At 73.8% G+C, this 12178-nt stretch carries 13 protein-coding genes and 2 pseudogenes; 9 read left to right on the forward strand and 6 right to left on the reverse strand.

The genetic code is table 11. From position 1 onward, the window contains the following. Together BU204_RS17530 and BU204_RS17535 are read right to left on the reverse strand one after the other, a co-directional pair. The coding region (locus tag BU204_RS17530; protein WP_143229563.1) for a serine hydrolase domain-containing protein at window positions 1-777 on the reverse strand (777 nt) is incomplete at its 3' end. Between the two features lie 134 nt (window positions 778-911). Next, a complete protein-coding gene (locus tag BU204_RS17535) occupies window positions 912-1550 on the reverse strand; it encodes an NADPH-dependent F420 reductase (protein WP_075126771.1) in 639 nt (212 codons plus the stop codon). A 110-nt stretch (window positions 1551-1660) separates the two neighbouring features. On the opposite strand from BU204_RS17535, the gene BU204_RS17540 reads away from it, so the two are divergent. Further along, window positions 1661-2068 carry a winged helix-turn-helix transcriptional regulator gene (locus tag BU204_RS17540; RefSeq protein WP_075126772.1) on the forward strand — a complete coding sequence of 136 codons (408 nt, stop codon included), beginning with the start codon at window positions 1661-1663 and terminating at the stop codon, window positions 2066-2068. Here BU204_RS17540 and BU204_RS17545 read toward each other — a convergent pair. From BU204_RS17545 to BU204_RS41350, 3 genes and pseudogenes are all read right to left on the reverse strand, one after another. Continuing rightward, window positions 2040-2447, reverse strand: coding sequence for a hypothetical protein (locus tag BU204_RS17545; RefSeq protein WP_233160386.1), 408 nt, complete (start codon window positions 2445-2447; stop codon window positions 2040-2042). The genes BU204_RS17540 and BU204_RS17545 overlap by 29 nt on opposite strands. Window positions 2448-2540: 93 nt before the next feature. Further along, window positions 2541-3011: pseudogene (locus BU204_RS41345) on the reverse strand (alpha/beta hydrolase); the annotation flags it as partial. Between the two features lie 2028 nt (window positions 3012-5039). Then, window positions 5040-5498, reverse strand: a pseudogene (locus BU204_RS41350) (ATP-binding protein); the annotation flags it as partial. A 193-nt stretch (window positions 5499-5691) separates the two neighbouring features. Between BU204_RS41350 and BU204_RS17560 the strand changes: the two are divergent. The 4 genes from BU204_RS17560 (at window position 5692) to BU204_RS17575 (ending at window position 10201) form a co-directional block, all read left to right on the forward strand. Beyond that, entirely contained in the window at window positions 5692-6159 is a 468-nt protein-coding gene (locus tag BU204_RS17560) for a (2Fe-2S)-binding protein (protein ID WP_075126774.1), read from the forward strand. Continuing rightward, the gene (locus BU204_RS17565) at window positions 6156-8231 is read left to right on the forward strand and encodes a xanthine dehydrogenase family protein molybdopterin-binding subunit (RefSeq protein ID WP_083661394.1); all 2076 of its coding nucleotides are present in this window, start codon (window positions 6156-6158) and stop codon (window positions 8229-8231) included. Before BU204_RS17560 ends, BU204_RS17565 begins: the two co-directional genes overlap by 4 nt. A 118-nt stretch (window positions 8232-8349) precedes the next feature. Next, window positions 8350-9609 carry an aminodeoxychorismate synthase component I gene (pabB, locus tag BU204_RS17570; protein ID WP_083661395.1) on the forward strand — a complete coding sequence of 420 codons (1260 nt, stop codon included), beginning with the start codon at window positions 8350-8352 and terminating at the stop codon, window positions 9607-9609. 349 nt (window positions 9610-9958) lie between these two features. Continuing rightward, complete coding sequence (locus BU204_RS17575; protein WP_075126775.1) at window positions 9959-10201, forward strand: DUF6411 family protein; 243 nt, start codon at window positions 9959-9961, stop codon at window positions 10199-10201. Window positions 10202-10303: 102 nt separating this feature from the next. Here BU204_RS17575 and BU204_RS17580 read toward each other — a convergent pair whose 3' ends face one another. Beyond that, window positions 10304-10585, reverse strand: coding sequence for a hypothetical protein (locus BU204_RS17580; RefSeq protein ID WP_143229564.1), 282 nt, complete (start codon window positions 10583-10585; stop codon window positions 10304-10306). 62 nt (window positions 10586-10647) lie between these two features. Between BU204_RS17580 and BU204_RS17585 the strand changes: the two genes are divergently transcribed. From BU204_RS17585 to BU204_RS17600, 4 genes are read left to right on the forward strand one after another with little or no spacing between them, the layout of a single operon-like run. Further along, window positions 10648-10893 (forward strand): hypothetical protein, encoded by a 246-nt coding sequence (locus BU204_RS17585; protein ID WP_075126777.1) that lies wholly within the window; start codon window positions 10648-10650, stop codon window positions 10891-10893. Window positions 10894-10924: 31 nt separating this feature from the next. Beyond that, window positions 10925-11224: an ArsR/SmtB family transcription factor gene (locus tag BU204_RS17590; protein WP_233160387.1), complete on the forward strand. Its 300-nt coding sequence runs from the start codon at window positions 10925-10927 to the stop codon at window positions 11222-11224. 13 nt (window positions 11225-11237) lie between these two features. Beyond that, window positions 11238-11732: a YbaK/EbsC family protein gene (locus BU204_RS17595; RefSeq protein WP_075126778.1), complete on the forward strand. Its 495-nt coding sequence runs from the start codon at window positions 11238-11240 to the stop codon at window positions 11730-11732. Then, on the forward strand, window positions 11729-12091 hold the full coding sequence (locus BU204_RS17600; protein WP_075126779.1) for a cupin domain-containing protein: 363 nt from the start codon (window positions 11729-11731) through the stop codon (window positions 12089-12091). Before BU204_RS17595 ends, BU204_RS17600 begins: the two co-directional genes overlap by 4 nt. Window positions 12092-12178 lie beyond the last annotated feature (87 nt).

A 12178-nucleotide genomic window follows, 5' to 3' on the forward strand; every position in this document is an offset into this window, starting at 1 on the left:
GTCGAGCACGCGCAGCCGGCCCTGGTGCTGGTAGGCGTAGTAGCCGTGGGCGTGCGGGCCGGGGATGCCGGTGCGGGTGCCGGGCAGGATGGTGTCGTGCAGCCGCAGCGGTGCGAGGATCCGGTGCCGTACCTGGGTGGCGTGGGGGGTGCCGGTGACGCGCTCGATGAGCAGGCCCGCGAGGATGTAGTTGGTGTTGGAGTAGCGCCAGGCCGTGCCGGGTTCGAACCTGGCCGGCTTGGCGAGGGCGAGCTCCACCAGCTCCTCTGGCGAGTAGGTGCGGAACCGCTCGCGCTCGAACTGCTTGCCCTGCCACGGAATTCCGGCCTCGACGGTGCCGTCCGGGTTGGGTTCACCGGTGTAGTTGAAGATGCCGGTCGTGTGCTGCAACATCATCCGCACCGTGATGCGGCGGTCGAGTCCGAACTCGGGTAGGTAGTCGTCGACGGGGTCGTCGAGGACGACCTTGCCTTCGTCGACGAGTTGTAGGACCACTGTGGACACGAACATCTTGGTGATGCTGGCCGCCCGGAACCGGCCGTTGGTGGGGACCTTCCCGCCGTGTAGCTCGCGGACGCCGGCGGAGCCGGTCCAGGTTCCCTGTTCGTCGTGGATCCGTACCTGTACGCCGGCCGCGCCGGACCGGGTCAGCTCGGCCATCGCGGCCCGCAGTTCCTCGCGCTCGGGCACTGCGGCGGCGACCTCCCCGCCGCCGAGTGCGCCGGCGAGCGCCGCGACCAGGACCACGGCGCCAACACGCCTCGTTATCGCCCCCATGACGACACCCCTTCGGGTTTGGGCCGAGGGCTCGTCCCCCCGGCCCACCCGATCCTCGCCCGTCCCGGCGCCCCGCACATCGGCTGCGCGGCGGACATCGTCCGTCGTCCGCGCGGAGGACCCGCGCGTGTGGCTCAGCTGCCGGCGGGGGTGGGCAGGCGGGGGATCGCCGCGTTGGGGTCGACACCGGAGAACGCGAGCCCGATGACGAAGCCGGCCACCTCCTCCAGCTGACGCGCACGGCGCAGCGGGCCGAGCACCGCCGGCCGGGCGCCCGCGTCGCGGACCAGCTCCGCGGTGACCCGCAGCGCGTTCTCGTCGTCGCCGGCCAGCGGGACCGTGACCGGCTCCCCGTCCTCGCCCCACCGCGTGGCGGGGAACAGGTGGAACGCCTTCACCACGTGGGCACCGGGCGCCCAACCGGCGAGGTGCTCCGCGGCGGAGAGGCCGTCGGCGGTGAGCAGCTCGCCGACGCCGTGCTCGACGGCGTTGGTCGGGTCGACCAGCGGAACACCGGCGAGCGATCCTGTGTCGGCCCCGGCCGTGTGCAGGATGTCCCGCGCCGCCGGCCAGGTCACGGCCACCAGCACCGCGTCCCGTCCGTCGACCGCCTCGGCCGGGGTGACGGCGCGGGCCGGCCCGCCCATTCGAGCGGCGGCGGCCGCGGCCCTCTCCGCCGACCGGCCGCCGACCAGGACCTCGTGTCCGGCCCGGGTCCACACCGTGCCCAGTCCAGCCGCCAGTGTTCCGGTGCCCAGGATTCCGATCCGCATGCGTACTCCTCCTCAGGGGTGGACGACGCCGGCAACAGTAGGTGGGCCGATGCCGACCGATCGGTAGGAAACGGGCCTGCGAAGATGGCCGTCCGACGAAGGAGTACAGAGTGGACCGTGCTGGTACCTGCGGTGGTTTGCTCGTGGACTGTCGCCTGCGGGCGGCGACCGAGCTGTTCGCGCACACCTGGGACCCGGTCGTCCTGGCCGGGCTGCGCACCGGCCCACGGCGCCGCTCGGAGCTGCTCGACGCCGTGGGCGGGCTCAGCGACAAGGTGTTGACCCAGACCCTGCGCCGGCTGCTCGCCAACGGGCTGGTCGAGCGCCGCGGCTACCGTGCGGCGCCACCGCGGGTGGAGTACCGGCTCACCCCGCTCGGTGCCAGCCTGGTCGAGGGGCCGATGCGCGCCCTGGGGGAGTGGGTCCTCGAGCACGGCGAGGAGCTGCTCGAGGCGCAGGAGCGCGCGGCCGACGCGGAGGCCGCCGGCGTCAGGCCGCCTCGGCCGCGGGCTCGCTGACCGCGCGCCGCGACCAGCGGTGGTGGTGGCGGTGGTGGCCGGTGTACTCGTCGCGGCGGCGGAGCATGGCCAGCAGCATCGTGCCGAGCATCGCGACGTGCCCGAGCGTCATCAGGCCGCCCACCGACAGCAGGCCGAGCCACAGCGGGACCAGCAGGACCGCGAACGGCAGGTACATCGCGAGTGCCATCTCGGTGATCGACGCCGCCCCGTGTCCGCGCAGCCACATCCACAGCGACATCGCGACGGCCATACTCGTGGCCATCGACATCGCCATCACGTCCGGTCTGTCCATTGTGGACGAAGCGTCGAACGCGGCGAAGCCCAGCCGCCAGAGCGGGCCGAGGGCGAGCATGCCGACCAGCATCGCTACGACCATCTCGAGGTAGTGAAGGACAAACCTGCGGGTGCTCGACGTTGAGGTCATGACAGAGATTTATACCCCCTGCCGGTATACCGTGTCTAGATGGCGTCACGTCAGGTGCCGGGCGAAGAACCGGTTCGCGTCGTCCGCCTCGAACGGCGGGACGCCGGTGTGCCCGCCCAGGTTGGCGTGCAGCGTCTTCTCCCGGGAGCCGAAGGCGTCGAACAGCTCCAGGGCCAGCTGCCGGTCGTTCCCCTCGTCGTCCCACTGAAGCAGGACCTGGAGCGGAACGGTGACCTGCCTGGCCTCCTCGACCATGGCGCGGGGCACGAAGCTCCCGGCGAACAGAAGGGCGGCCGCGATCCGCGGCTCGACCGCCGCCAGTCGCAGCCCGATCGCGATCACCCCTCCCGAGTACCCGACCGGGCCGGTCAGCTCGGGAAGCGCGAGGAGTGCGTCCAGCAAGGCTCGCCATTCCGGGACCGCCCTGTCGACCAGCGGGAGGACGAGCCGGGCGACGATGTCGTCGGAGACCGGCTCGCCTGCCGTCACAGCGCGGCGCAGCTCGGCGCGCTCGCCGCGGGCGCGTTCGAGGTCGCCCGGTCCTGCCCGGGCGACCAGCGCCTCGGCGAGCTCGGCGCGGCTGAGCATCGTGGCCGGTCGGTGGCGCAGGCGCAGGTTCGCGGCGACGGCGGCCTCGAAGTGCCGCACCGCGTCGGCGGGGTCGCCGTTGACCAGGGCGGACCGACCCAGTGCTCGGGCGGCCGACCCGAAGCAGCTCACCGCGAGCGAGGGCATCACCGGCAGGTCGGCGAACGGCCGCACCAGCTCGGCCGCCTCCTCCGCGAGCGCGGGATCGCCGAGCAGCCAGGCGGACTCGACGACACCGACCATCGCCGTGAGCCAGGTACTGGAGGTGGGCAGGGCCGCCAGCCCGGTGTCCCGCAAGGGGGCCAACGCGGCCCTGGCCTCGTCCAGTCGTCCCCCCCGCGCGAGCACCATCACCACCGAGACCCGGAAGCCGTACTCCACCACCGCCAGGCTCGCCGAGGTGAGCGTGTTCCCGACCAGCTCGGCGAGCTCGGCGTCGCGGCCCTGGAACCACCGGACGGCCAGCAGCTGGGCTCCGTAGTAGCCGGTCGCGTCGGCGTCGCCGACCTCGAGCCCCTGCTGGAGGCAGGGCCCGGCGGCCTCCTCAGCCTCCGCGAGCCGCCCGGCCCGGATCAGCCGCATGACGTCCGCGCACGCGACGATGAAGTCGACGGTCGCCACGCTCATCGCCGCCGAGCGCTGGCGGAGCTCGTTCAGCGACCGGTCCGCGTCCGGGTCGCCGAGCAGGTAGAGGTCGGTCGTCCGCCACAGCAGGCCGAACAGCGCCAGGATTCCGTCGCCGGCCGCCGAGGCCACCGCGATCTGCTCCTCGGCCAGCGGCAGCCGCATGGCGCCGTACTCCGGTCCGAGCATCGCGTGGTGGGTCAGCGACAGCGCCTCGGCGAGGGCGTGCGGATCGCCGATCGCCCTGGTGCCGGCGAGGGCGTCCAGGACCGGTTCGACCGGTCCGCCCTCGTACACCGCCTCGGCGGCGAGGCGGACGGCGAGCCGGCAGCGCAGCGAGCGCTCCCGTGCCGGCAACGCGTGCAGCGCCGCGCGTTGCCGGGCGAGCACCCGCTCGCGGACCGCCGCGTTCCGGTGCTCGTGCACCCAGACGCCACCCAGCCCGAGCACCGCCCGCGCGAGCAGCACGGGGTCGCCGACCCGCTCCGCGGCCTCGGTCGCGGCCTCGAACGCGACCCGCGCGTCGGTCAGCCGGCCGCTCGCGAGCACGGCCTCCGCCCGCTCGACGAGGACCGCGGCCAGCACCGGGAGGTCCGCGCGGTGCTCGGCGAGCGCGACCGCCCGGCCGAGCAGGTCGGCCGCCTCCTCGTAGGCGTAGCCGGTGCGCAGCGCCGCGGCGGCACCGCGGCAGGCGGCGATCGCCCGCTCGGCGTCGGCCGCGGAGCGGACGGCCGCGGCGAGGGCGTGGTGGGCGACCCGTTCGGGGCGGCCGGTGTCGGCGAGCAGCGCCGCCGCTCGCGCGTGCACCTCGAGCAGACGTGCGGTGTCGAGGCCGGACAGCGCGGCCTGCCGCACGAGGTCGTGCAGGCGCCAGCCGGCCGCGGCGGCCTCCACCAGCCCGACCTCGGTCGCGGCCGCGAGCGCGTCGAGGACCAGCGACGGTGCCTCCTCGGCCAGGTCCGCGATCTCGCTGACCACCCCGTCCGGGCCCAGCAGCGCGGCCACCGCCAGGACCGTGCGGTGGGACGGCTCCAGCCTGCCGAGGGCGTCGCTGATCGCCTGCTCGAGGGTGGCCGCGCCCGTTCCCGTCCAGCCGCGCTCGATGGCCCTGGCGAGGTAGAGCGGGCTGCCGCCGGTCACCCGCAGCAACGTTGCGGCGAGGTCGGGTTCGGCGGCGGCCTGGCCGTGCGCGGCGAGCAGCGCACTCGCCTCGTGCACGTCGAAGGGCCGCAACGGGATCGTCGTGGCCCCGCGCGCCAGCTCGCCCAGCAGCGCCTCGCCCTGCCCGCCGCCGTCGGCCGGCGAGCTCCGCCGGACCAGCACGATCACCAGCGGGAGGCGGTCGAGCGCCCCGGCCAGGAACCGGGTCAGCAGCAGCGAGCTCTCGTCGGCCTGGTGGACGTCGTCGATGACGATCATCGTCGGCGTCTCCCGGCGCACCTCGGTGAGAAGCACGGCCACGGCGGCGAAGCGGGCGAACCGCTCCGGGTCCACCTGGCCGCGGCCGGAGTCGGCCACCAGCAGCCGGGCGTCCTCGGGCCCGACCAGGGCGGGCAGCACCGCCGGCCACGGCCACAGGGCCGCGCCGCCGCCGTGCGGCCAGCACCGGCCCCACACCACCTCGAACCCGTCCCGCTCGGCCTCGAGCGAGGCCTGCTCGCAGAACCACGTCTTGCCGATGCCCGCGGCGCCGGTCACCACGACGAGCTGACGCCGTCCCCGTACGGCGCGACCCCGTACCCCGGCCAGCAGCGCCAGCTCACGACCACGCCCGACGAATGTGTCGACCACCCCAGGAGCCCCCTCGTGCCCGTTGCCCGGTTTGTCGTTGGCAGCGACCGAATCCGAACGTCCGCGCCGGGCATCCGAATCCTTGACCCCGCGGCCGGGGGCGGCCTAGTTTGAAGTGTTCTACCGGATATTTCTCCGAAAGTTTCGCCGAATCCGTTTGTCCCGTGCGCCGGCGCAGTGCGGAGGTCGCCAGATGAGGATCCGCGTCAACGGCTCGACCCGACACGTCGACCTTCCGGCGGACACGCCGACCCTGTGGGCGTTACGGGACGGGCTCGGCGTCCTCGGACCCAAGTACGGCTGCGGTGTCGGTGCCTGCGGTGCGTGCACGAGCCTGCTCGACGGCGCGCCGTTCCGACCCTGCACGACACCGGTCGGCGACGTCGGCCGGCGGGAGATCACGACGGTCGAGGGCCTGTCGCCGGACGGCTCGCACCCGGTGCAGCGGGCGTGGGCCGAGCTCGACGTACCCCAGTGCGGCTACTGCCAGGCCGGCCAGATGATGTCGGCCGCGGCCCTGCTGCGGCACACGCCCGACCCGACCGACGCCGACATCGACGCGGCACTGCGGGACAACGTCTGCCGGTGCGGCACCTACCCGAGGATCAGGGCCGCGGTCCACCGCGCGGCGCAGCTGCGGCGCGAGGGAGGCGACCGGTGACCGCCAGCATGAACCGGCGCGTGTTCCTGTCCGCGACCGGTGGTGCGGCGCTGGTCCTGGCGGTCGTCCCGGAGGCCGCGGCCGACGCGCGCACCGGGACCGCGGCGCCGGGAGCGTCCGGGACCGGCGGGGAGTTCGCCCCCAACGCCTTCGTGCGGGTCGAACGGGACGGCCGGGTCGAGGTCACCGTCCCGCGGACCGACATCGGCCAGGGCGTGCGCACCTCGCTCGCGATGCTGGTCGCCGAGGAGCTCGCGGTGCCGTTCGCCGCGGTGCGCGTGCGTACCGCGGAGGCGGACCCGCGCTACGGCGGCCAGATGACCGCCGGGTCCACCTCGGTCCGCTTCCTGTTCACCCCGCTGCGCCGGGCCGGCGCGACCGGTCGGGTGCTGCTGGTTCGGGCCGCGGCGCTGCGCTGGGGCGTGCCGGACGCGGAGTGCCGCGCGGTCGACGGCCGGGTGGTCCACCCCCGCAGCGGGATGCTGCCCTACGGCCGGTTGCTCGCCGACGCGGCCGCGCTCGACCCGGCCACGGTCCCGGTCACGCTGGTCCCCCGGGACGAGTGGAAGATCATCGGCAGGAGGCGGCGGCGCGTCGACAACGCCGACGTGGTCACCGGTCGGGCCCGGTACGGCATGGACGTCGCGCGGCCGGACGGGCTGGTGGCGGTCGTGGCCCGACCGCCGCTGATCGGCGCGAGCGCGGAACAGGTCGACGCCGCGGCGGCGCTGGCCGTGCCGGACGTGGTGGCCGTCGAGCGGCTCCCCTCGGGGGTCGCGGTGCTGGCCAGGCACACGGCGGCCGCCCTGCGCGGCCGGGAACGGCTCGCGGTGACCTGGGCCGGCGGCGACCCGACGGCCTCCAGCGCGGACTGGTTGGACGAGCTCGCCGAGGCCGTGCCGGCAGCGCCCGAGGCACCGCCGGGAACGCCGTTCTCGGCGAGCTTCCGGATGCCGATGCTCGCCCACGCCTGCATGGAGCCGATCAACGCGACCGCGCACGTCACGGACGACGCGGTCCACGTGTGGGTGCCGACCCAGTTCCCCGAGGGCGTCCAGCAGCAGGCCGCGGAGCTGACCGGGATCGACGTGTCCCGGGTGCGGGTGGAGATACCGCTGGGCGGCGGCGGGTTCGGCCGTCGCTCGGAGACCGACGTGACCGAGGAGGCGATCCGGCTCTCCGCGCTGGCGCGACGGCCGGTCAAGGTGATGTGGTCCCGCGACGACGACACCCGGCACGGGTCGATGCGCCCGGCCTCGGCGCACACCCTGCACGCCGTGCTCGACGAGCGCGGGATGCCGGTCTGGCGCCACCACGCCTTCGCCACCTGGCCGCTGACCGTGGCGCCGTTCTTCGGTCGCCCGGAGCTGATCGTGCAGAACGGCGACCGGTTCCGCTACGCCGTGCCCGGGACCGTGACCGCCCGGGTGCTTCCGGCCCCCCTGCGCACCGGGTTCTGGCGGTCGGTCTACGCCGGACAGGTCGTCGTCGCCGAGGAGATGTTCCTGACCGCGCTCGCGGTGCGCGGCGGGCTGGACCAGGTGGCGCTGCGCCGGGACCTGCTGGCCGGAGAGCCCCGGCTGCTCGCCTGCCTGGAGGCGGCGGCGAGCGCGTTCGGGTGGGGTGCGACCCTGCCGGCCGGCCACGGTGCGGGGGTGGCCTGTCTCGACGACTACGGGTCGGCGGTGGCGGTCGTCGCCGAGGTCGACTGCTCGGGCGAGCGACCCCGCGCGGTCCGGGTGGTCGTCGCGGTGGACGTCGGCGTGGTGGTGAACCCGAGCGGGCTGGAGGCACAGGTCCAGGGCGGCGTCGCCGATGCCGTGTCCACTGTGCTCGGTGCGCAGATCACCGTGCGCCAGGGAGCGGTCGTGCAGTCGAGCTTCCGGGACTACGCCTGGCTGCGCATCGACCGCGCGCCGCGGGTCGAGGTCGTCCTGGTGCCCTCGAGCGCCGAGCCGGGCGGTGCGGGGGAGCTGTCCTACCCGCCCTCCGCCGCCGCCCTCGCCGGGGCGGTGCACGCCGCGACCGGCCGGCTGCCGGCCGGCCTCCCCGTGGTCGGCGAGATCGGGTGAGGAGGCCGGACGGGACGTTCAGGCTGGGAAAAGCCGGTTTCCCCTAGGGGGTCGGCGGCCCGGTGGTCTGGCAGGATCGGGGCATGCCGCTGCCGACGCCGGGGGACTGAGGCGTCCCATGAGGTCACCGACGGCGTGGGCGCGGTTCGACGATCTCCGGGCCGGCGAGGCCCTGGAGTTCGGCGAGACCGCGTTCGAGCTCCTCGCCGAGCGGCCGGAGCAGGTCGTGCCGGTACTGGACGAGCTCGGCCGGGCCACCGCCGACGGCTGGTGGGCCTTCGGGTTCCTCGCCTACGAGGCGGCGGCGGGGCTGGACGCGAGCCTGCCCGTGCACGAGCCGGTGGACGGCCTGCCGGTGGCCTGGTTCGGGGTGTGCCCGCCGCCCCGGGCGGTTCCCTGCGTTCGGCCGGCCGACCCGCGGAGCTACCGGTTCGGCGAGTGGTCGCTCGCCTGGGGGCCCGAACGGCATCGCCAGCAGGTCGAGGCGGTCCGGCGGCACATCGCCGCGGGGGAGACCTACCAGTGCAACCTGACCACCCGGCTGACCGCGCCGGCGGCCGGTGACCTGGCCGCGTTCTACGCGGACCTGGCGCTGGCCCAGGGTGGTGCGTACAACGCGTACCTGGACCTGGGCCGGTTCGCGATCGCCAGCGCGAGCCCCGAGCTGTTCGTCGAGGTCGCCGACCGGGACGTGCGGATGCGACCGATGAAGGGCACCGCCCGGCGCGTCGGCGACCCCGAGCAGGACGCCGCGGCCGTCGAACGCCTGCGGACCAGCCCCAAGGAACGCGCCGAGAACGTGATGATCGTCGACCTGGTCCGCAACGACCTGGCCAGGGTGGCGGAGACCGGCAGCGTCGCGGTGACCTCCCTGTGCCGGGTGGAGCGGTACGAGACCGTGCACCAGCTCACCTCGGAGATCATCGCCCGCCTGCGCCCCGAGGTGGGCCTGGCCGAGCTGTTCCGATCACTGTTCCCCTGCGGCTCGGTCACCGGCGCCCCGAAACCCCGGACCATGGCCCTGATCCGCGACCTGGAGGACGGCCCCCGCGGAATCTACTGCGGTTCGGTCGGGGTGGTCGCGCCACCGGGCACGCCCGTGCGGGCCCGCTTCAACGTCGCCATCCGAACGGTGCTGGTGGACAGGGCGACCGGCCTCGCCACCTACGGCACCGGCGGCGGGGTCACCTGGGACAGCGACCCCACCGCCGAATACGCCGAACTACTGGCCAAGGCGGAGGTACTAGTAGGAGCGGAGCGACGGAGCGGACAGTGTCTGGACCCCGGAGCGGGAGCGACGGAGCGGACACCGTCTGGACTGAGGAGCGCCCGCAGGCGCGCCAGCGCCGAGGACGCGACGAGGGAAGACGGTGTCTGAGCGCAGTCGCGGGAGCGACCAATAAACACAGCGGGAACGTGGTGAGCACGTGAACCGGGAGTGGCGACCCGACGACGGCCCCCAACCACGGCCGGTGACCTGACACGGCCCCCGACCACAGCCGGCGACCCGACAATGGCAGCTGACCACAGCCGGTGACCTGACACGGCCCCCAACCACGGCCGGGCGACCCGACAACGGTCCGAGACCCCCCGCAAGCCCACAAGGAGCTCGAGACCCGCGCAAGCCCACGAGGAGCCCGAACCCGAAAACCTCACCCACCACACATGATCTTCACCTGACCGGGGTACTCCCTCACCGTCAAGCCATCGTTGAGGGAGTGAGATCCATGGTCGTCGGGATTGTCATCGGAGTGTGTGTTCTCCTGGTCGTCCTGGCCTTTGTCGTTCCGAAGCTGTCGCGCCACCCCCAGCGCGGCGCCCAGAAGAGCGCCGGGCTGGGTGGTCGGGTGGCGGGCAAGGCTCCCGGCAAGCTCGGCCACTGGCTGAGCAAGCCGTTCTCCAAGTCCCAGAAGGCCATGGGCAAGAGCGCCGGCGCCGGCCGCAAGGGCCGGAGCAAGCTGCCGTTCTGACCTGCCGCACCGACACGGCGGCGAGCGGCACCGGGAGCCCCGGCACCGGTCCGTCCATGGTGCCCACTGTCCACACCCGACCCGGAGCCGCGGTGACCGCGGTCAGGGCCGCTCCCGGCTCGGTCGGTGTCGGCAGGGGCACCCAGCGTCCGCGCGGCGGCGCAGCCCGTAGGGGGCGGCGTCGGCGAACCGGTGGCCCACCGCCCAGACCTCGCCCCGGACCACGGCCACGCCGTCCAGCTGGCCGTGCTCCGCGGGTGTCGGCTCCAGGGTCCCGGTCCTCGTGCCCAGTCGGAACGCGAGCGGTCGGCGGTTCACCGCCCCGCCGGTCGTCGAGGAACCGACGGCCCAGGCCACCCCGCCGTCGGCGGCGACGGCCAGCAACCGGGCCGTGGGCCGCCCCCCGCCCAGCCGCCCCCGCCCAGCTGGCCGCCGCCGGGTACGAGTTGTTCAACTCGAGCTTCTCCGCGCTGTACTACGTCCTCGGCGACCTGCGCCCGGACCAGCGTGGCTGGCACGCGGCCGTCTTCGACGGCGGGCACGTCCTCCCGCCAGGGCTCGGCCACGCCAGGGTCGGGACCAAGCTGCACGTGTGGTGCGACAGGCCGGAGGCCGAGACCGAGGACGAGGTCGCCGCGGGCATCGCCGAGCCGCTGCGGCGCACCGCCTGGAGCACGTGGCACGGGGCTTGACAGGAACTTAGGAAATAAGGAAACTGCCTAAGTGATTCCGGTGGACGTGCTCAAGGCCCTGGCCAACGACCGGCGGCTGCACATCCTCGACTGGCTCAAGGACCCGACCCGGCACTTCCCGCCACAGGTGGACGGGGACCTGGAGCAGGACGGGGTCTGCGCGTTGTTCATCGCCGAGAAGCTCGGGATGAGCCAGCCGAGCGCGGGGGAGCACCTGAAGGTCCTCTCCCAGGCCGGGCTGATCCAGGGCAGGCGGATCAAGCAGTGGGTGTTCTACCGCCGCGACGAACGCCGGATCGCCGAGGTCCGCGGCCTGCTGGCCGAGCTGTGAGCAAGGAGAACGCATGAGTGATGCCCACGACCGGTTGATCGAGCTGCTGGACGCGAAGGGGGCTGACTACCGGGTCATCGACCACCCACCGGAAGGGCGCACGGAGGCGGTCAGCGCCCTGCGCGGCCACGGCACCGAGCAGGCCGCGAAGTGCGTGATCGTCATGGTCAAGCTGGGCAAGAAGACGACCCGGCACGTGCTGGCCGTGGTGCCCGGCAACCGGCGGGTCGACCTGGGCGGCCTCAAGCGCCTGCTCGGCGGCAGCTACGCGGGCTTCGCCTCGCGGGAGGTCGCGGAGCGGCTGGCGGGCTCGGTCAGCGGGACCATCCTGCCCTTCGCCTGGCACCCCGAGCTCGAGCTCGTCATGGACCCCGAGCTGGCCGCCCAACCCGAACTCTACTTCAACGCCGCCCGGCTCGACCGTTCGGTCGCGCTGGCCACCGGCGACTACCTCGCCCTGGCGCAGCCGCGCCTGGAGCGCATCGCGGAAGCGGAGGCCTCCTCGTGACCGAGTACTCGATCACCACCGACGTCCGGTTCGGCGCGCTGGAACGGGTGGACGTGCACGCCCTCGCCGACGCGGTGACCGAGCCCTGGCACAACCAGACGCTGTGCTCGGTCAACGAGTCGGTGGTCCGGCTCGGCGTGGTCCAGGGCGAGTTCCACTGGCACAGCCACGACGAGGAGGACGAGTTCTTCTTCGTCGTCGACGGCGAGCTGGTGATCGAGCTGGAGGACCGCAGCGTCGAGCTGCGCGCCGGGCAGGGCGTCACCGTGCCGAAGGGCGTTCGGCACCGCCCCGTCGCGCCCCGGCGCACGATCATGCTGATGGTCGAGCGGAACGGGATACGCCCCACCGGCGACTGAGGCGCCCGTACCTTTTTGCATTTTTCGTGAACGGTCCCCCGGACATTTCCCTGACTGACAATTTCGGACCTGAAATGTTAGGCCGAA

This window comes from Actinophytocola xanthii (assembly GCF_001921205.1).
Classification (GTDB): Bacteria; Actinomycetota; Actinomycetes; order Mycobacteriales; family Pseudonocardiaceae; genus Actinophytocola; species Actinophytocola xanthii.

What these genes read in the sequence shown, in the direction of transcription:
- BU204_RS17535 (WP_075126771.1), bottom strand. Translation starts at nt 1,550, where the DNA reads ATGCGGATCGGAATCCTGGGCACCGGAACACTGGCGGCTGGACTGGGC.
- BU204_RS17545 (WP_233160386.1), bottom strand. Translation starts at nt 2,447, where the DNA reads ATGGTCGTAGCGATGCTGGTCGGCATGCTCGCCCTCGGCCCGCTCTGG.
- BU204_RS17560 (WP_075126774.1), top strand. Translation starts at nt 5,692, where the DNA reads ATGAGGATCCGCGTCAACGGCTCGACCCGACACGTCGACCTTCCGGCG.
- pabB (WP_083661395.1), top strand. Translation starts at nt 8,350, where the DNA reads ATGAGGTCACCGACGGCGTGGGCGCGGTTCGACGATCTCCGGGCCGGC.
- BU204_RS17575 (WP_075126775.1), top strand. Translation starts at nt 9,959, where the DNA reads ATGGTCGTCGGGATTGTCATCGGAGTGTGTGTTCTCCTGGTCGTCCTG.
- BU204_RS17595 (WP_075126778.1), top strand. Translation starts at nt 11,238, where the DNA reads ATGAGTGATGCCCACGACCGGTTGATCGAGCTGCTGGACGCGAAGGGG.